At 45.5% G+C, this 17582-nt stretch carries 17 protein-coding genes; 3 read left to right on the forward strand and 14 right to left on the reverse strand.

The genetic code is table 11. From position 1 onward, the window contains the following. Nucleotides 1-111 precede the first annotated feature (111 nt). The 14 genes from B3F51_RS07605 to B3F51_RS07670 form a co-directional block, all read right to left on the reverse strand. The gene (locus B3F51_RS07605; RefSeq protein ID WP_148638399.1) at nucleotides 112-420 is read right to left on the reverse strand and encodes a 2Fe-2S ferredoxin; all 309 of its coding nucleotides are present in this window, start codon (nucleotides 418-420) and stop codon (nucleotides 112-114) included. A 203-nt stretch (nucleotides 421-623) separates the two neighbouring features. Next, complete coding sequence (nifB, locus tag B3F51_RS07610) at nucleotides 624-3338, reverse strand: nitrogenase cofactor biosynthesis protein NifB (protein WP_286946412.1); 2715 nt, start codon at nucleotides 3336-3338, stop codon at nucleotides 624-626. Next, nucleotides 3331-4680, reverse strand: coding sequence for a nitrogenase iron-molybdenum cofactor biosynthesis protein NifE (nifE, locus tag B3F51_RS07615; RefSeq protein WP_070370209.1), 1350 nt, complete (start codon nucleotides 4678-4680; stop codon nucleotides 3331-3333). The genes nifB and nifE overlap by 8 nt, the downstream gene beginning before the upstream one ends. 51 nt (nucleotides 4681-4731) lie before the next feature. Next, nucleotides 4732-6096, reverse strand: coding sequence for a nitrogenase molybdenum-iron protein subunit beta (gene nifK, locus B3F51_RS07620; RefSeq protein ID WP_070370208.1), 1365 nt, complete (start codon nucleotides 6094-6096; stop codon nucleotides 4732-4734). After that, nucleotides 6096-7685, reverse strand: coding sequence for a nitrogenase molybdenum-iron protein alpha chain (gene nifD, locus B3F51_RS07625; RefSeq protein ID WP_070370207.1), 1590 nt, complete (start codon nucleotides 7683-7685; stop codon nucleotides 6096-6098). Before nifD ends, nifK begins: the two co-directional genes overlap by 1 nt. 15 nt (nucleotides 7686-7700) lie before the next feature. Then, entirely contained in the window at nucleotides 7701-8084 is a 384-nt protein-coding gene (locus B3F51_RS07630; RefSeq protein ID WP_148638405.1) for a P-II family nitrogen regulator, read from the reverse strand. Nucleotides 8085-8098: 14 nt separating this feature from the next. Further along, nucleotides 8099-8425, reverse strand: coding sequence for a P-II family nitrogen regulator (locus B3F51_RS07635; RefSeq protein ID WP_286946413.1), 327 nt, complete (start codon nucleotides 8423-8425; stop codon nucleotides 8099-8101). Nucleotides 8426-8473: 48 nt separating this feature from the next. Then, nucleotides 8474-9295 (reverse strand): nitrogenase iron protein, encoded by an 822-nt coding sequence (gene nifH / locus B3F51_RS07640; RefSeq protein WP_070370204.1) that lies wholly within the window; start codon nucleotides 9293-9295, stop codon nucleotides 8474-8476. Nucleotides 9296-9857: 562 nt separating this feature from the next. Continuing rightward, entirely contained in the window at nucleotides 9858-10808 is a 951-nt protein-coding gene (locus B3F51_RS07645; protein WP_070370203.1) for a hypothetical protein, read from the reverse strand. A 12-nt stretch (nucleotides 10809-10820) separates the two neighbouring features. Next, a complete protein-coding gene (locus tag B3F51_RS07650) occupies nucleotides 10821-11459 on the reverse strand; it encodes a Fe-only nitrogenase accessory AnfO family protein (RefSeq protein WP_070370202.1) in 639 nt (212 codons plus the stop codon). 238 nt (nucleotides 11460-11697) lie between these two features. Continuing rightward, complete coding sequence (locus tag B3F51_RS07655; protein WP_148638412.1) at nucleotides 11698-12180, reverse strand: DUF6773 family protein; 483 nt, start codon at nucleotides 12178-12180, stop codon at nucleotides 11698-11700. After that, nucleotides 12167-12379 (reverse strand): helix-turn-helix transcriptional regulator, encoded by a 213-nt coding sequence (locus B3F51_RS07660; protein WP_148638414.1) that lies wholly within the window; start codon nucleotides 12377-12379, stop codon nucleotides 12167-12169. The genes B3F51_RS07655 and B3F51_RS07660 overlap by 14 nt, the downstream gene beginning before the upstream one ends. Nucleotides 12380-12544: 165 nt before the next feature. Next, entirely contained in the window at nucleotides 12545-13429 is an 885-nt protein-coding gene (locus B3F51_RS07665) for an SPL family radical SAM protein (protein ID WP_286946414.1), read from the reverse strand. 24 nt (nucleotides 13430-13453) lie between these two features. Then, nucleotides 13454-14098, reverse strand: coding sequence for a pentapeptide repeat-containing protein (locus tag B3F51_RS07670; RefSeq protein WP_286946415.1), 645 nt, complete (start codon nucleotides 14096-14098; stop codon nucleotides 13454-13456). A 151-nt stretch (nucleotides 14099-14249) separates the two neighbouring features. Between B3F51_RS07670 and B3F51_RS07675 the strand changes: the two genes are divergently transcribed. Genes B3F51_RS07675 through B3F51_RS07685 form a run of 3 tightly spaced genes read left to right on the forward strand, consistent with a single transcriptional unit; the run spans nucleotide 14250 to nucleotide 17164 of the window. Then, nucleotides 14250-15458, forward strand: coding sequence for a pyridoxal phosphate-dependent aminotransferase (locus tag B3F51_RS07675; protein WP_070370197.1), 1209 nt, complete (start codon nucleotides 14250-14252; stop codon nucleotides 15456-15458). A gap of 20 nt (nucleotides 15459-15478) precedes the next feature. Continuing rightward, the gene (locus B3F51_RS07680; protein ID WP_084633490.1) at nucleotides 15479-16426 is read left to right on the forward strand and encodes a 3'-5' exoribonuclease YhaM family protein; all 948 of its coding nucleotides are present in this window, start codon (nucleotides 15479-15481) and stop codon (nucleotides 16424-16426) included. A 9-nt stretch (nucleotides 16427-16435) separates the two neighbouring features. After that, nucleotides 16436-17164, forward strand: coding sequence for an acyl-[acyl-carrier-protein] thioesterase (locus B3F51_RS07685; protein WP_286946416.1), 729 nt, complete (start codon nucleotides 16436-16438; stop codon nucleotides 17162-17164). Nucleotides 17165-17582: the final 418 nt, after the last annotated feature.

Genomic DNA, 17582 nt, shown 5'->3' on the forward strand with positions numbered 1-17582 from the left:
GGAGCTATAACATAATAGGGTGGCATTCTTGCATTCGCAACTGTACGAATTGTGCGCATTCAACAGATTAACAATTGGTCGGTACGGTAGTATGGCACTACCCCAAGAGAGCTAAATAACCAGGTCTTCGACCACCTTGCCGCCTTCGATGTGTTCGTCCATAATCCGTTCCACATCGTCGACGGTCACCTTGCCATACCAGACGCCTTCGGGATAAACAACCACGATGGGACCCTTGTCGCAGATGCCGAAGCAGCCGGTGTTGTTTAACATGACATCACCGGATAATTCCCGCTCGTCGATTTCTTCAAGAAAGGTCTGCAGGATTTTGACTGAATCCTGTTGAAAACAATACCCCTGTTGGGTGCCGTTGATCCGGCAGCTGGTGCAGATAAAAATATGATGTTTAGGACTAACCATTTTTAAATTCCTCCTGATACGTTTATAAATAGTTTTAAATGATAATAATTGTCAACTTTACCGACGGAAAGTCTGTCTAAAAGTTAACCCAGTACCGACAATTATTACATCATGTTGTTTGCATCGGAGCGAACAGGTTGATAAACCTGTCCGATTCCGCAGCAAACAACAGATTAATAATTGGTCGGTACGATAGAGCAATGCTAGAAATTACCGGCCGTGCGCAGTTCGGACTTTAAGATTTCCTGGGCGGCGGTTTTAACAGCATCTTCAATCCGGTCGTAGGTTGTGAAGACCTTGATACCCTTGCTTTCTAACCGTTTGGTGGGTAGATCACCGATACGCATGGTGATGGTACCGTCGCAATCATTTAGGGCTTTTAGAATGGTGCCGATCTTATCTTCCTTTTCGTCACATTCTTCTTCGCCGCTGCAATACTTGCCGATCACCCGTTTTTCTTTAAACTGAACCTCGTCGTCAAGGTAGTCATAGATATACAGTTCAGAGGCCTGGCCGAAATGCTGATCCACCAGCATCCCGCCTTTGGAGGTGATCGCAAAGCGCAATCCCTTTGGGGACACTATGGTCTTTGATTCACTTCTGGCTTCATTTTCCCGGAAATCCAGGGAGATGTCGCTGTCCAGCTTGCCGATGGCATCAGCCCGGCATTGTTTGCAGTGATACATTTGTTTTAGATGAACACCGCACTTATCACGAATCGCATTGATTTCGCGGTTGGTGGCGATTTTTAAACCTTCAAAGGCGGAGCCTTTCACGGGAATCAGGGGCATCACATTGGAGATAAAACAGCCCATGTCTTTGACCGTTTTGACCACTTCTTCGATGTGGGTATCATTGATTCCCATCAGGGTGACCGTATTGATTTTGACAATCACCCCTTCATCAATCAGGAGCTTGATCCCGGAAAGCTGGTTGGCCAGAAGAATTGAAGCAGCGGCTTCGCCATGGTAGCGGTTTCCCATAAAATCCACATGTTTGTAGATTTTGGCACCGATAGCCGGATCAACCGCATTGACGGTAACGGTAACATGGGATACCCCCAGTTTGGCCAGCTCTTTGGCATAGTAGGGGAGCATTAAGCCGTTGGTGGATACGCAGAAGGTAACATTGGGGTCATGCTCATGGATTAATGTCAGGGCTTTTCGGGTTTGTTCAAAGTTTGCCAGCGCATCTCCGGGGCCAGCTATGCCGACAACGGTGAGGTTGGGCACCTTTTCTTTAACCAGTTTATATTTTTCAAAAGCGGCCTCGGGGGAAAGAATGTCGGTGGTCACGCCGGGACGGCTCTCGTTGGGGCAATCAAATTTGCGGACACAGTAATTACACTGAATATTACATTTAGGGGCAATGGGGAGGTGCATCCGGGCGTTTTTCTGGGAGGCACCACAGCTATAGCAGGGATGGTTGGCGGTTTTTTCCTCAATGGTCTGAGCCTGCGGGGTTAGTGGGTCAGTAGTTTTTTTGTATTCCAGAACTTTCATTTGTGCCTCCGTTTTCGGCTCTAATCCGTATTTGGATTTGGGCCCTTCATTATAATAGGTGTTGTACAGGGTTTCCCGGAATCCCCCTTCCACTGTTTTAAGAATGGTGTTGGTTATCTGATCCAGGAGAACCTGAGAGCCTTCATAGCCCAAGGTCCGAACCCGCTGGCCGCCGATGCGGTCATGGATCGGAAAGGCACAGCGGATCAAGGGAATCCCATGTTTTTCTTCAATCCGGCGGCCATCGGAATTCCCCAGCATCAGGTTGGCACCGAGTCTCAGAGCTTCTGCTTCAATGGTTTCAAAGTCAACATCATTTAAGATCACGTAGTTGTCAACAAAAAGCACATCGGCCAGTTTGGAAAGCTCAGCTTCAATCTTTTCTTTGAGCTGGGGACAAGCAGAACCAGTGGCGGCAATCACGGGCATTACGCCATTTTCACAACAGAGGCGGACTGCCGAAACGACAAAATCGGGTTCGCCGAAGATAGCGATGCGACCCAGGGCATTGTATTTATGGGAGTCGACCATGCCATCAAGATAACGCCCTCTTGCGTTGACGATTTTCTCCGGAATGGCTTTTTTTGACAGTTCGGATAAAAGCTCCATTAAGGCATCGGTATCCCGAAGTCCCATCGGCAGGTTCAGCCGTTTGTAGGGGACGCCATAGTTTTCGTAGAGGTAAACCCCCGGGGATTCGTCAGGTTTGATGGTATCAGACAGTTCGATGGTAGCCCGGGCTCCGGCCATTTTCTGAATTTCTGAAATAGGGGTACCATGCATCGGTAGCCGATAATAAGAACTCTGGTGGACACCATCGAGATTTTCGGAAAGATCCGGCAGCAGGATATAGGAAAGCCCAAACTGATCCAACACATCTTTTAAATAACGGGTATCTGCCGGGGAAATCATCGAACTGATGATATTGATCTTATTGTGTTTGGCAGTGTCCATCTCGACATGGGAGACAATCGCCCGGAGTGCCCGGGTGAAGCCTTCAAATTGAGTACCGCCGTAACCCGCTGATTTTACCGGAATGATTTTTACCGTCTCATCAGGATGAGCAGCGTAGAAATTCTTGATGATGTATTCAATGTCTTCGCCGATGGTTTCGGCCAGACAGGTGGTCGAAACGCCGATGACTTCGGGTTGATATAATTTGATCAGATTCTCCAGGCCGATGATCAGGTTTTTTTCGCCGCCGTAAACGGTGCCTTCTTCGGTCAGGGACGAGGAGGCGATGTCCACCGGCTCATTATAATGGGTGGCCATATGACGGCGGATATAGGTGCTGCAGCCCTGGGATCCATGGAGGATATTCATACATTTTTGAATGCCATAAAAAGCATTGGCGGTTCCCATCGGCATGCACATTTTACAGGGATTAATATTTAGGTTGACTAAATTTTTAGACATTGTTGATACCTCCTATGATTTCCCAGACCGGACTGTTCATCGACAGGTTGATTTCTGAGGCGAAGTTCAGGGTTCCTTCGTAGCCCGCCAGAGGATGCTTCCGTTCATGGTTGTGGTCACAGAAGGCTACCCCCAGTTTATAGGCCAGCGGCCGTTCCTTGACACCGCCGACTAATATATCGGCTCCCATTTCCTTCATAAAGGCTTCCAGTTCGGCCGGATTGGCATCGTCTAAAATGACGGCATCCTCGTCCACCAGATGCGAGATAACTTCGTAATCATCCTTGCTCCCGGTTTGGGTGCCGACCATTACGGTGTTCATGCCAAATTCGTGAAACTGGCGGATCAGGGAGATTGCTTTAAAGCCGCCACCGACATAGATAGCGGCTTTTTTTCCTTCAAGATTTTTGCGATATTTATTTAAAAGAGGAATGACTCTATTTTTTTCTTCTTCAATAAAGGCTTTAGCGCGCTTGATCACGTCTTTATCACCGACCGCATAGGCAATCCGCATCAGTGAATCGGAGGTGTCGGTGACGCCGAAAAAGCTGACTTTAATAAAAGGAATTGAAAAGGCTTCTTCCATCTGTTTGGCCAGATAGGTCATTGAACCGGCACATTGAACCAGATTGAGTTGGGCTGTAGGGGCTTGTTTTAAATCCTCGACTTTGGCGTCGCCGGTAATATTGGCAACGACTTCCACGCCGATCCGTCTTAAATAATTTTTGATGATCCACATTTCCCCGGCCAGGTTAAAGTCGCCGAGTATGTTGACACCACATGTTTTTTCGGGTAAAACGTCTGGGGTAACCAAGCTCATGATGGCATTACAGGCCATTTTATAGCCGGTTTTCTTGGTTCCGGAGAATCCTGGGGATTTAACAGCGATGACCCGGATGCCGTACTTTGCTTCGGCGTTGCGACAGACGGCGTCGATATCGTCACCGATGACGCCGACAATACAGGTGGCGTAAATAAAAATGACTTTTGGGGCATGACTGGCCATGATTTCATCAATGGCGGCCACCAATTTCTTTTCGCCGCCGAAAATGACGTCTGTTTCCCGCAGATCAGTGGAATACGAGTTGCGATAGCCTTCTTCGCCGCTGGATAGACTGCCGCGGATATCCCAGGTGTAGCTGGCACATCCAATCGGGCCATGAACAAGATGGAAGGCGTCAGTGATGGGGTTTAAAACGACCCGGGCGCCACAGTAAACACAGGCCCGTTGACTGACGGCCCCAGAGACACTGGCGGACTCACACTTGATGCCGTCGCCGCTGCATTCCGAAAAACGGATCGACTGGGCTCTTTCTGGTAAAATTGCCGCATCATTTTTCATTGTACAGCCTCCTTTCAAATAAAGGGGAGGAAACCCTCCCCTAATTAAGCATTACATTACCATTTCCAGATCTTCATCTTCACAGTCACGGTCTTGACGGTCCATGAGCGCATTGAGGATCAGTTCAGCCAGTCGGATGGCACCTTTATAGCCAACGATCGGCATGTAAGAATGAACATAACGATCGATGATCGGGAAACCAACACGGACCAGAGGGATATCTTCGGCACGGGCGACTTGTTTGCCGTGAGTGCCGCCGATTAATAAGTCTACCGGATCATTTTTAATCCATTGGTGCAGTTCAAACAGGTCACCGGCTTGCTTGGCAGTACAGCCTTCAACGCCGAATTTTTCCAGTAGCGCAGCGGCTTTTCGGTCAAAGGCCGCTCCAGGGGTCCCAGTTACCATGTATTTAGGAATCATGCCCATTTCCAGAACGATCTGAGCCATCCCCAAAACAGTGTCCGGATCGCCGAAAATAGCCACGGTTTTGTTGTGGGTGTATTGATGAGAATCCAAGAGGATATCCATTAACTGGCCCCGTTCTTCTTCAATTTCATAAGGGACTTCATTTTTAGAGAACTGGTTCAAAGCCATAATGAAGGCATCGGTATTTTCGACACCAATTGGCAGTGGCAGGGTTTTGTAAGGCACCTTGCATTTTTTCTCCAGGGTGTCAGCGGCAAATTCAGAGGTCAGTTCGCCTAAGCCCAGACTCATTTCACAGTTGCCCAGATCCCGGATATCAGCAATAGTGGTGCCGCCTTTGGGATACATGGTGTAATTGCCGGTCATTGGGGCATCTAAAACGCCGCTGGTATCGGGCAGCATAATGAACTCGGTACCCATCAGCTTCATCAGCCGTTTCATTTCCCGCATGTCGCCAGGGTTGACAAAGCCGGGGAAGAGGGCCAGTTTGCCATTTTTTTCGCCAGTTGATTCAGATAGATATTTAATAAATCCGGAGATCATGTTATAATAACCGGTAATATGTGAACCAACATAGCTTGGCGTATTGGTGTGAACGACCAATTTGCCTTCAGGTACTTTGGCATCCTGGATGTAACCACTCAGGTCATCACCGATGGTTTCACTCAGACAAGTGGTATGCACTGCAATGATCTCAGGGTCGTAAATATCAAAAATGTTTTTAATCGCCGTTTTTAAGTTGGAGCCACCGCCGAATACGGATGCTCCTTCAGTAAATGAACTGGAAGATGCAATAGCTGGATCTTTAAAGTGTCGGGTTAAAAACATCCGATGAAATGAACAGCATCCCTGAGAGCCATGGCTGTGGGGCATACATTGGTGGACGCCCAGGGCTGCGTACATCGCACCGACTGGTTGACATGTTTTTATCGGATTGATTCGTAGGGTGGATCGGTCCGATAATTTTTTTGGGGTTAATTCTAACATTATTCCATACCTCCTAAGCTGCCAACTAACGTGGGTTCACTTTTCCATGGGGCTTGAACCATATTCCAAACCGGGGTATAAGTGGCCATTGTAATGTCTTTGGCGAAATTGAGTGCTCCTCTGAATCCAGCGTAGGGACCGCTGTAATCATAGGAATGTAGTTGTCGTGAGGGAACTCCTGATTTTTGAATAATAAATTTGTCTTTAATTCCCGAGAAGAAAATATCAGGTTTTAATAGTTTTAAAAATTCTTCTGTTTCAAAATGGTTAAAGTCATCGGTAATGATGGCACCTTCGGAAATATCAGACCATAAGCCATCATATTTTTCCAGCGGAACACCGGCGGCTTTCAAAGCTTCAAGTTTTTCGGGCGTATGGAAGGTTTTGTAATTTGCTTCGTCTTTAGTGACCGTAATACTTTCAATGTTTTTGGAATCGGCATCCATTTTAATCGTCGGAATCACATCACGACCTTCGTAGTCGTCACGATGTCCAAACTCGTAACCAGCCAGGATAACTTCCACTCCCAACGATTTTAACAGATTGATATAGTGGTGGGTTCGTGATCCGCCAACGTAAACAGCGGCTTTTTTACCATCCAGTTTTGATTTATAATAAGACATTGCTTCGGAAATTTCATCGAGTTCTTCAGCAATAACTGCTTCGGTACGAGCCAGTAATTCGGGATCATCAAAATACAGAGCAATATCCATTAAAGACTTTTTAATCCCATCGACACCGATGAAATTAACCTTGATCCAGTCCATGCCGTATTTGGTTTTCATCATTTCGGCAATATAGTTGATTGAACGATGGCATTGAACCAGGTTCAGATCGGCGGTATGGGCATTTTTAAGATGATCATAGCTGCCGTCACCAGTCATGACAGAGACCACGTTGTAACCGATGCGCTTTAAGATCCGCTCAACTTCCCAGCCGTCACCACCGATGTTGTATTCACCTAAAAGGTTAACCGAGTATTTCTGAGGTTCGGCATCACCGGTACCGATAATGTATTTCATCAAACCGTTGTTGGCAATATGGTGACCGCCGGATTGGCTGACGCCCTTATACCCTTCACAACTGAAGGCTAAAACCTTGATGCCGTACAGTTTTTCAGATTCTGCAGCCACCGCATGGATGTCATCACCAATTAATCCAACCGGACAGGTGGAGCTGATCATGATACATTCCGGGTTGAAAATTTCAACCGCTTCTTTGATGGCCTGGCGTAATTTTTTTTCACCGCCGAAGACGATGTCGGTTTCCTGCATGTCAGTGGAAAAACTGTATTGAGTAAAGTCTTTGGTGTTTTCATCACCCTTGGCTTTGTTTCGTCTTGTTCCCCAGGTGTAGTAGGCACAACCGATGGGGCCGTGAACGATGTTGACAACATCTTTTAATGGGCCGATAACAACCCCTTTACATCCAGCGTAGCAGCAGCCACGATTGGTCATAATCCCGGGAATCGCTCGGGTATCGGCAGCGATGACTTGCGGTTCACCGCTTTCAATTTCTATGACATGTTCTTTTCGGTTTTTATATATTTTAGAGCTGTATTTATCGAGTACTTTATCTCTAGAATCCATTCAAATCACCTCTTTCTAAAATGCATCCGCATTTTTTTCGCCACTTCGTACCCGAATGGACTCTTCAATTGGGATGACAAAAATTTTACCATCACCGGGGTTCCCGGTTTGATTGTTGTCAATAATAATGGAAACAACCTTGCTGACATCCTCGTCTTCACAGATTACGGTAAAAAATCGTTTCGGAATTAAACGGGAGGATTCAGTTAATGCCTCACCCATCGAGGAGACAGGCATTTCACCGGCTTCAACAATATCCTGGATGATCGATAAATCAATACTTTTTTTGCCACGACCAAGCACCTTTAAGCAGGTAAAAGCAGGATAGCCTTCGTTGACAAGGGCTTCTTTGGTCTGGTTTACTTTATTTTGCCTGATAATCGCCATAACTTCTTTCATATCAATTCCTCCTTTTACAGGCCGGCTGTTCCAGTACTGATTGTATACGCTTCTTCTACCGGAGAAATGAAAATACGACCATCTCCAAAAGTACCTTCCTTGCCAGTTTTTGCATATTGCATAATTATTTTAACAACATCGTCTTTGTCTTCGTCTTTAACAATACAAAGTAGCATGACTTTGGGGATTTCATCATAATAAACGTCCCCAACTTTAATACCTTTTTGTTTTCCTCGTCCATATACATCCAGTTTTGTTACAGCTGAGAATCCAGCGGACAACATTTCGGATAAAACAACGCCTGTTTTTTCAGGTCTGATAATTGCGCGTACCATTAACATATGTAAAACCTTCCTTTCGCTCTTAAAGCATTAATCTTAATGTACCGACTAAATGTCCATCAAGCCGTGTTCCATCAACAGTTCTTCCAAACGATCCTGGTGCATTGGGGTAGGCACTACAAACATTTCATTACTGTCGACAGCAGCAGCCAAATTACGGTATTCCTGAGCCTGGTTGGCAGTGTCATCAAATTCCAGAACGGTTTTTTTATTGATTTCGGCCCGTTGAACCATGTTATCACGGGGTACAAAGTAGATCATCTGGCTGCCCAGCTCTTTTGCAAAGGCATCAACCAGTTCTTTTTCGCCATCAACATTACGACTGTTACAGATGATCCCACCAAGTCGAACGCCGCCACTTGAAGCATATTTCTGAACCCCTTTTGCGATATTGTTGGCAGCATATAAGGCCATCATTTCACCCGATGCGACGATGTAGATTTCCTGCGCTTTACCTTCACGGATCGGCATGGCAAAACCACCACAGACAACGTCACCTAATACATCATAGAAGACATAATCCAGATCGTCGGTGTAGGCACCGAGTTGTTCCAGCATCCCGATGGAAGTAATAATTCCCCGGCCAGCACAGCCAACACCGGGTTCCGGTCCACCTGATTCCACACATTGAATGCCCCGGAATCCTGGTTTTAAGATCGCTTCCAGTTCGATTTCTTCGCCTTCTTCACGAAGGGTATCCAAAACGGTTTTTTGTGCCAGACCACCAAGCAACAACCGGGTTGAATCCGCCTTTGGATCACATCCGACTACCATAATGTTTTTGTCCATTAAGCCAAGTCCGGCTGTCAGGTTCTGGGTTGTGGTTGATTTACCAATACCACCTTTTCCATAAATAGCAATTTGTCTCATAATCTGTTCCTCCTGAGTGTGAAAAATTTAAGATCCAATGCAAGTTTTTGAGCAAAAATAAAAGAAGTCCTGGCCTTTCACAACAGTGTAAATGGTAAGACTTCCTTGTCTAAAAAACTTATTTTGTTTTGCATAAACGAAAAGGTCTTAATCGGCCGCCCTGATTGAGCAGCAAATTAAGACCTCTTTGTCTAAATAGGGATAGATGTGAGGGTAACAAAAAGGTCTCAGCACTTACCCAATTGTAAGGAGCTGAGACCACATTGTCTTTGTCAAATCCGTATTGCATTGTTTTCTATGGGCTTATTATCCATGGAATTAAGGGATAAGTCAAGCTGCTTCGCTTGTAAACCCTTTTCAAAGTGAAATGGGTTTAAGAATTGGCTGGCAGTGCGAGTGTTTTTTTTGAGCCCAAACCGGGATTGTACTTTAGTTTGTTGATGCGTTTAATAACTGTCAGATAGGATGAAATCATTTTCACGGGTTGCTAATGTATTTTGAATCAATTGACAAATTCTTGCTTAAATAAAACTTAAGAGATCCTTAAATATCACCCAAACGATCAGCCACAGCTGGAGCAGGAAGAACAGTCGCCGCAGGATTTTTTCATTGGATCATGAACCAGTATGGACCGGACGGTGGCGGTTTTTAAATCAACTGTTACAATATTATCCTGAATGATTTCCATTTTGCCATCACTAAAAACAATGGTCATCGGTTCGGGAACAAGTACCTCCGGATCCAGAGTACCCGGTTTCATCAGCGGCTGGACGAACTGCTTGCCTTCCGGGGCGGTGATCATCAAACCGTTGTTGCCGGTAATCAGGGAGCGGACCTTCCCGGCGGGGGAATAGTTCACTGAATTTTCGTCGCAATTAATGCCATGAGCGTTGCTGTCATAGGCGATCACAATCCCGATCGGGGTGACAATGGGTTCGGGCAGGGCGGGTTCAAAACTTTTCAGTATGCCGTTTTCATATAAGGAGAAACCGTAGCGCACCTTCACCAGCCCATCGGGACTATTGATTTCGATGGTTTCCTGAGGCCACATGGTCAGACTCTTCAGTGCCCCGCTTTCATAAAAGCAGAGGCTCACGACCTTGGCGGAAAAGGCTCCCACCGCCAGATCAAAGGCCATTGGTTTGGCCAGGGTATATTCGTCATGCTCGGTCCAGTAGCCGTTAATCCGACCGTTTAAGGGGAACAAACGGTGGATCCGGCCATTTTCATAAAAGCTGATTCGTTCGGCGGACAGGTTTCCCAGAGAGGTGATCACCTCAGTCGCATTTTCCAGATCGATACTTTTAATCTGGCCGCTTTTAAAAAATTCCAGGGCCAGCCCCTCCCGATTTCTCAGGTTGGCCGGACCATAGTGGGGAATCAGCATCCCGACTGGGGTATTGATGGTATTGGGTTCGTCGAAGGCACAGCCTTTGGGTGAGCCGTCGGTATAGGTTTCTAAATAGGTGACCCCGGCGAGGGGGCCATAGTTTTCAGTTTGGCAGGTTGGCATAATAAGCTCCTTCTATTCACAGACGACATGGGTAATCACCACATGCGTAGCGGAATTGTTTTTATTTTCGACCCGGTATTGCATTTGCATTGCCGGTAACTGGTGTTCAAACCATGGCGGGATATGATCACAAACCAGCTTAAGGGCATAAAATGGCGTTTCTTTTAAAAACGGCAACAGCGCTGCTTTTGAACTGAGCTCCGGGTGTTTTCTCTGTACCTCGGTTAAATCAAAATGGTAATATCCGGGGATCTCGGTTTCTACCGGTGTCCGGGATAATAAAATAGCATCGGCCTGTGCGTCCTCATTCTGGCTGATGAGATCGGCCTGGATGGCGTCCAAAAGTTCGGGATCAAAATCTTCAGATTCACAGATAACAAAGCCGGAACGGTCAAAAATCTGATAGGGGACGCCGCTGATTGATTTGGCAATAATAATCCGGCAGTCATTGAAGGCACCCAGCATCTGGCTGATGTTTTCCCGGATCGAAGCCAAACCACCCGATAGATCACATGAAAAAGGAATCCGCTCGGATGGACTCCAGTGGGCTGCTTCTTTGGAAAAGAAGACAAAATTCGACATCTCATCAAAGCGGGCCAGTTGGCCGTTGTCATCACAAAAGACCGCCATCAGGTTTAAATTTTCTTTCATTTGTTTACCTCTTATGATTAAATCTTATAATACGAAATCCAGTATAATACGAAATCCAGTGTAAATTAGTTGTAGTATAGCACAGAAATAAAAAAGCGAAACGCAATTAACACGAAATCCGGTGAAAAACGATTGCAGAAATTTGGGACTTAAGTAAAGTTTGATTTTTTAGTAAACGGTAAAAAGCAGAAAGAAAAACACCCCTTGTGCAGTCAAAGGGTGTTGGTTAGGGAATAGACTAGTTTAGATCATCATCGCTGAACTGGTTTTCCAGTTTTTTCTGGCGTTTTTTTACCAGGGTGCCGGTAATAAACAGGGCGACAAAGATCAGGGCAAACAACATCGCAAAGATAAAGGCCGTCAGAGCGCCCAGGGCCAGCAAATTGTCTTTTAAATAAGCGTGATTTAGATACATCGTAATGGCATAAATGACGGCAAAAGAACCGGAGCCGATCAGGCTGTAGATCAGGTAGTTTTTGGTGGTGGGTTTACTGTAGAAATCCCATTGACCCTTTTTATAACAGCCGACCATGACCCCGCCACAGCAGATCATAAAGATGGCCCACTCAAATCCCCATTGGCTAAAAGGGGCATTGAGAAACATCGACTGGACGATAATACTGCCAAGCAACAGCCAGAAAACAATCCAGAAACAAACATGCTCGATTTTATACAATTCCAGTTCCTGGCGCTCATCAACCACTTTTCTAATTTTTTTCATTGTCGTTTTCCTCCCAGAATAAATCGTTCAACGTTTTTCCCAGCGCTTTACAGATGGCGATGCATAATTGTAAAGAGGGGTTGAATTTACCGGTTTCAATCATACCGATGGTTTGGCGGGTGACGCCAACCCGTGTGGCCAGTTCTGCCTGGGAGATATCTTTTTCAACCCGGGCTACCTTCAATTTTATATTTTTCATCTAATCACTCCTGACATGATTTATAGTATACTATAAAAAACAAAAAGTCAAATATATATTGCATTATGTTATATAAAAAAAGCAGACTGTGATTGTCTGCTGGTTGTGAAAAGGGCCTTTTGAGGCTGGCCGCAGCAATCAATTTTTAATTGCGGTACAAGGAACCTAATCAAAAAATGACAACTGCTGGCTACCGTGCTCCAGTTTATAATGGCCGACAATGTCCTCCATTTTGTAGAGTAGCCCATAATGCTGGCATTCCCTGGTAAAGATCGTCCAGAGACTTTTGGTCTGAGGGCTGGCGCAGCTGTAGGCATTGCCAAAACGGCGGAGGTACTCTTTTTTGATGCCGGGAAAATGGGCATCCAGCTGATCGTAATAATAAAGGCGTTGGGAATCCCGCAGAGTCACCCCGAAGGCAGGATAAATAAACCGGGCGCCCTGCTCGGCTGCAGCAGTCACAATGGCCTTAATATTTGCCGGGGTATCATTGATAAAGGGGAGAATCGGCATTAGCAGGACTCCGGCAAAGATGCCACTGTCCGACAATTCTTTTATCGCCGCAAAGCGGGCACTGCTGGGGGCTACGTGGGGTTCGATGAGTTTAGCCAGCGGGTCATCAGCACAGGTAATGGTGATTTTGACCAGCACCGGTGATCGCTTCTGAATCGCGGCAAGCAGATCTTTATCCCGGGTAACAAGGGGGCTTTTGGTGGCGATGGCCACCCCATAACCATAGCGTTTAAACAGCTCCAGGGCCTGACGGGTGAGCTGATGTTTCTTTTCCATGGGATTATAGGGGTCGCTCATGGCGCCGGTACCTACCACGCCCTTTAAAGTTTTGCGGCGCAGGTTATCCTCCAGAATGGCCAGGGCTTTTGTTTTGGCTCGAACCTGATCAAAAGCGTTGATCCCATAGCAGTCGCTGCGGCTGTCGCAGTAAATACAGCCATGGGAGCAGCCCCGGTAGATATTCATGTTATAGTCGGTGCCGAACCAGAAATTATTTTTGGTTCGGGTCAGCATATTTTTAGCCGGGATGGTTTCCATAAGTGACCTTTCTTTCGTGAGCTATTAGCGGACAATCAAACCCATTAGCTTAGCCAGTTCAGCGGCCTGGAAGGTGGTGACAACAGCCCCGCTTAATGCCTCGATGGAGACGATCAGACCATCGATCTGGCAGCTGGTGAAGTCCAGTCCTTTGAGGGGTGTTTTAAAAAAACTGGTTTGGCTGAAATTGACATCATCCAGTTTGATCTGAGTGAGTTTGCACTCGGAAATGGTGGCTTCGCTAAAATCACATTGGGAAATTTCCAGGGCCTTGAGTTTGGCCTTGCTAAAATTGGCATAGTGAAAACTGGAGTCCGTGGCCAGAAAATTTTCCAGCTGAGCTTGAAAAAAATCAGCACCCACCAGTTTACAGGCAAAAAACTCACAGCGATTGAAATAACCCTCGGCAAAACTGCTGTTGGACAGGCTGCAGGACTTAAAACGCAGATCCCGGCCGTCGATTTTTTCAAAATTGCAGTCCGAAAAGTCACAGTTTTCAAAAAGTGATTCCCGAAATGAGAGCTGGGAAAAATCTTCATTAATAAATGTTAAATCTTTAAAATGCTGGCCTTCAATATCCTCTTCTTCATCCCGGGCCCAGGCCAGCAGGGAGAAAAAATCCTCGGTGAACTCCAGAACAGGAGGAATGTTTGGTGTTGATCGTTTCATAAAGCCTCCGGTAGTATAGTATATTATGATCAGTTTAACACGATTTTTAAAACTGCACAATTAAATGGGCTTCAGATATTTGCAATTTTCAGCGATAAAGCTTATAATTTTTTAAGAGTCATTGTGATTATACAAAAAAACAGGAGTAAAAATGAAAACATCTCAGCGTATCCAAAAAATGGGAGAACCTGCCCTTTTAAAATATTATCCACTGGTTAGTGAGGCCCAGAAAAAGGGCAAGAAAGTTTATTTTTTAAACATCGGCCAGCCGGATATCAAAACCCCGGCCGGTTTTTTAGACAGTGTTAACTGTATTGATCAGGAAGTCTTATCCTACCAGGCTCCGGAGGGGATCATCGAGCTTCGGCAAGCAGCCTGCGATTATTACCGGCGTTTGGGTCTTCATTACGATGTCGGTGATCTTTTTGTCACCAACGGCGGCAGCGAGGCCCTGTTGTTTACCTTTATCGGGATCTGCAATGCCGGAGATGAAATCCTCACCGCCGAACCGCTCTATAGCATTTATAAGGAAATGGCGGCGGCCACCGATGTTAATCTGGTTGGTTTTAAAACCTACGCTGAAGACGGCTTTGCCCTGCCAGCGGCTGCGGTGATTGAAGCAGCCATTACACCCCGAACCAAGGCGCTGTTGATGACCAATCCCGGGAATCCCACCGGTAAGGTTTTTTCCCGGGAAGAAATTGAGGTGATGGTGAAACTGGCCATCAAACACAATCTCTATCTGATTTCTGATGAGGTTTACCGGGAGTTTGTCTATGACAGTCAGGACTATCTGAGTCCGGCCCAGTATGACGAACTGGCCCAGCATTTTATTCTGATTGACAGTATTTCCAAACGCTACAGCGCCTGTGGGGCCCGGATCGGTTTTATTGTCTCCAAAAATAAAACCCTGATGAATCAGCTTAAAAAATTGGTTCAGATGCGGCTGTCGGTTTCGACAATCGATCAGATTGGAGCGGTTTCGTTGCTGAAGCTGGATGGGGATTTTTTTGATGGGGTTTTAAAGGAATATACCTGTCGCCGGGAGATTGTTTACGCTGCTCTTCAGGAAATTCCTGGGGTTATCTGCAAAGAACCCCGGGGGGCTTTTTACTTTATGGCCAAGTTGCCAATCAAAGAAGCCAGTCATTTTATCGAGTGGCTGATCACTGATTTTGATTATCAGGGTGAAACAGTGCTGTTATCCCCGGCCAATGATTTTTATTTAAACCCCCAGGACGGTGCTGATGAGGTTCGGATTGCCTATGTGCTTAATGGCGAGGATATGAAAAAGAGTATGGAAGTATTAAAGCATGGTCTGTCTACGTATGAAAAAGCTTTTCCAGAGCAGTGTAAATAAAAAAACAAGAGGAGAATAAATTGAAAATCAAGTCAGTACAGAAGGGGCAAAATTATCTGGGCTTTCTCTTTATAAAGTCGCAGATGACCAAAACCGCTACCAATGGCAGTCGCTATTTTAATATGGTCTTGAATGATGCCGATTTTGACGAAATCGATGGGAAGAAATGGGACGTAAAACCAGAGGAAGAGGAAATCTTCACCAATGGCAAACTGGTAAAAATAAAGGGCAAGGTTCAGGAATTCAACAACCGGCTACAGCTGATCGTCGAAAAAATGCGGTTGGTCGATGAATCAGATGAGGTGAGCATCAATGATTTCATTGAAACCGTACCGGTGGATATTGATGAAATGCTGGGTTATATCAATGATACCATTGATGATTTTACCAATGCTGACATTGCTGCCATCACCAGTAAAATCTTTAGTGATCAAACCGAGATTCTGAGCTATTTTCCAGCCGCCAAAAAGCATCATCATGCCATAAAGGGCGGACTGCTTTATCATATTTATTCGATGCTCCGTATCGGCAAGAGTCTGGCGGGAATTTATCCCTTGATCAACCGGGATCTGCTGTATGCTGGCATCATCCTCCACGATATCGGAAAAATCAATGAGATGGTTTCGGATGAAAACGGATCGGTATCCGATTATACCCCTGAGGGCAAACTGCTGGGGCACATCACCCAGGAAATTGTCGAACTGGAGCTGGTCGGTCAGTCTCTGGGCGCCGATCCGGAGGTTCTGATGATGCTTAAACACATGATTCTTTCCCATCATTACCAGCCGGAATTTGGCAGTCCCAAACGGCCAATGTTTCCGGAAGCAGAACTGCTCCATCACATTGACATGATCGATGCCCGGATGTATACCATGGAACAGGCCCTCAACCGGGTGGAACCGGGAAGCTTCACTGAAGCCAATTGGAGCCTTGACGGAATCAGTCTGTATCGCCGTAGTTTTTTATAGGAGCAGCTTATGAGCCTTGTCTATCAGGAAAAAAAGCGGGTGGCCTGTTACGAATCGGATTCCACCGAGAAAATGCTGCCCACCACTGCCATGAACTATTTTCAGGAAGCCTCCACCAACCAGGGCAATCAGTTGGGTTTGGGTGGGGATTACTTAAAGGAAAACAATCTGGCCTGGTTTCTGGTCAAATATGCGATCCGCTTCTACGATTATCCTCGCTACCAGGATGAGGTGATGGTGACGACTCGGGCGACCGGGATGGAGAAATTCTGTGCCACAAGACGGTTCACCGTCGAGGATGCAAGTGGCGTAGTTAAGGTTACCGCCGATACTCAGTGGTTGCTGATTAACCGGGAGACCGAAAAAATGGAGCGTATTGACGAACATCCGGAGATGGATGCCTATGAGTGTTTTGATAAAGGGGAACCGATCTTCAAGAAGCTTTCAAAAATCAATCAAGTCGATCTCGAAAAGTGTTTCTCGGTACGGTTTCTCGATATTGATTTTAATCAGCATGTCAACCATGTCAAATATCTGGCTTGGGCCATTGAGGTTCTGCCCCTGGAGGTGGTTAAAAGCAAGGTCCTGGCTGAAGCAAAAATGATTTATAAGGCCCAATGCTTTTACGGCGATCAGATCCGGGCGCTCGGTGAGAAATTGGGGGAAAACCAGTATCGGATTGATATTGTTAATCAGGACGATATCATTTTGTGTCAACTGGAGCTGATGCTTAAGTAAATGAACCGCCTTCATCGGATTTTTTTATGATCTGGTGGCGGTTTTTCTTTTACCCGGAAAGGATAGGAAGATTAAAAGTTGTAAGATTAATGCTATTTACAAAAACAATAATAAAACGCTTTCAAAGATTATAAAATGGTGTATTTGTAAAAAAATTGATATAAAAATGAAAATAAAATTTAATAATAGAGAATAAATACACAGATTTAAAGAAAATGATGAGCCAAAAGCATCTAGAGTAAAAAATGATACAAAATTAACAATTGAAACAGGAATTGCAGATGAAATTATAGTAAAATTTTATCATAACTATTGTTTGATTTTTATTATCGAATCGGTTAAACTTATAGTAGTTGTTAAATATTTATCAAAGTATTGGAGGAGAAAAAATGGGATTTAAATCAGACATTGAGATTGC

It is taken from the genome of Acetobacterium sp. UBA5834, from assembly GCF_002435675.1.
In the GTDB taxonomy this organism is placed as follows: Bacteria; Bacillota; Clostridia; order Eubacteriales; family Eubacteriaceae; genus Acetobacterium; species Acetobacterium wieringae.

Coding starts and splice junctions, on each gene's coding strand:
- B3F51_RS07605 (WP_148638399.1), bottom strand. CDS start 420: ATGGTTAGTCCTAAACATCATATTTTTATCTGCACCAGCTGCCGGATC.
- nifB (WP_286946412.1), bottom strand. CDS start 3,338: ATGTCTAAAAATTTAGTCAACCTAAATATTAATCCCTGTAAAATGTGC.
- nifE (WP_070370209.1), bottom strand. CDS start 4,680: ATGAAAAATGATGCGGCAATTTTACCAGAAAGAGCCCAGTCGATCCGT.
- nifK (WP_070370208.1), bottom strand. CDS start 6,096: ATGTTAGAATTAACCCCAAAAAAATTATCGGACCGATCCACCCTACGA.
- nifD (WP_070370207.1), bottom strand. CDS start 7,685: ATGGATTCTAGAGATAAAGTACTCGATAAATACAGCTCTAAAATATAT.
- B3F51_RS07630 (WP_148638405.1), bottom strand. CDS start 8,084: ATGAAAGAAGTTATGGCGATTATCAGGCAAAATAAAGTAAACCAGACC.
- B3F51_RS07635 (WP_286946413.1), bottom strand. CDS start 8,425: ATGTTAATGGTACGCGCAATTATCAGACCTGAAAAAACAGGCGTTGTT.
- nifH (WP_070370204.1), bottom strand. CDS start 9,295: ATGAGACAAATTGCTATTTATGGAAAAGGTGGTATTGGTAAATCAACC.
- B3F51_RS07645 (WP_070370203.1), bottom strand. CDS start 10,808: ATGCCAACCTGCCAAACTGAAAACTATGGCCCCCTCGCCGGGGTCACC.
- B3F51_RS07650 (WP_070370202.1), bottom strand. CDS start 11,459: ATGAAAGAAAATTTAAACCTGATGGCGGTCTTTTGTGATGACAACGGC.
- B3F51_RS07655 (WP_148638412.1), bottom strand. CDS start 12,180: ATGAAAAAAATTAGAAAAGTGGTTGATGAGCGCCAGGAACTGGAATTG.
- B3F51_RS07660 (WP_148638414.1), bottom strand. CDS start 12,379: ATGAAAAATATAAAATTGAAGGTAGCCCGGGTTGAAAAAGATATCTCC.
- B3F51_RS07665 (WP_286946414.1), bottom strand. CDS start 13,429: ATGGAAACCATCCCGGCTAAAAATATGCTGACCCGAACCAAAAATAAT.
- B3F51_RS07670 (WP_286946415.1), bottom strand. CDS start 14,098: ATGAAACGATCAACACCAAACATTCCTCCTGTTCTGGAGTTCACCGAG.
- B3F51_RS07675 (WP_070370197.1), top strand. CDS start 14,250: ATGAAAACATCTCAGCGTATCCAAAAAATGGGAGAACCTGCCCTTTTA.
- B3F51_RS07685 (WP_286946416.1), top strand. CDS start 16,436: ATGAGCCTTGTCTATCAGGAAAAAAAGCGGGTGGCCTGTTACGAATCG.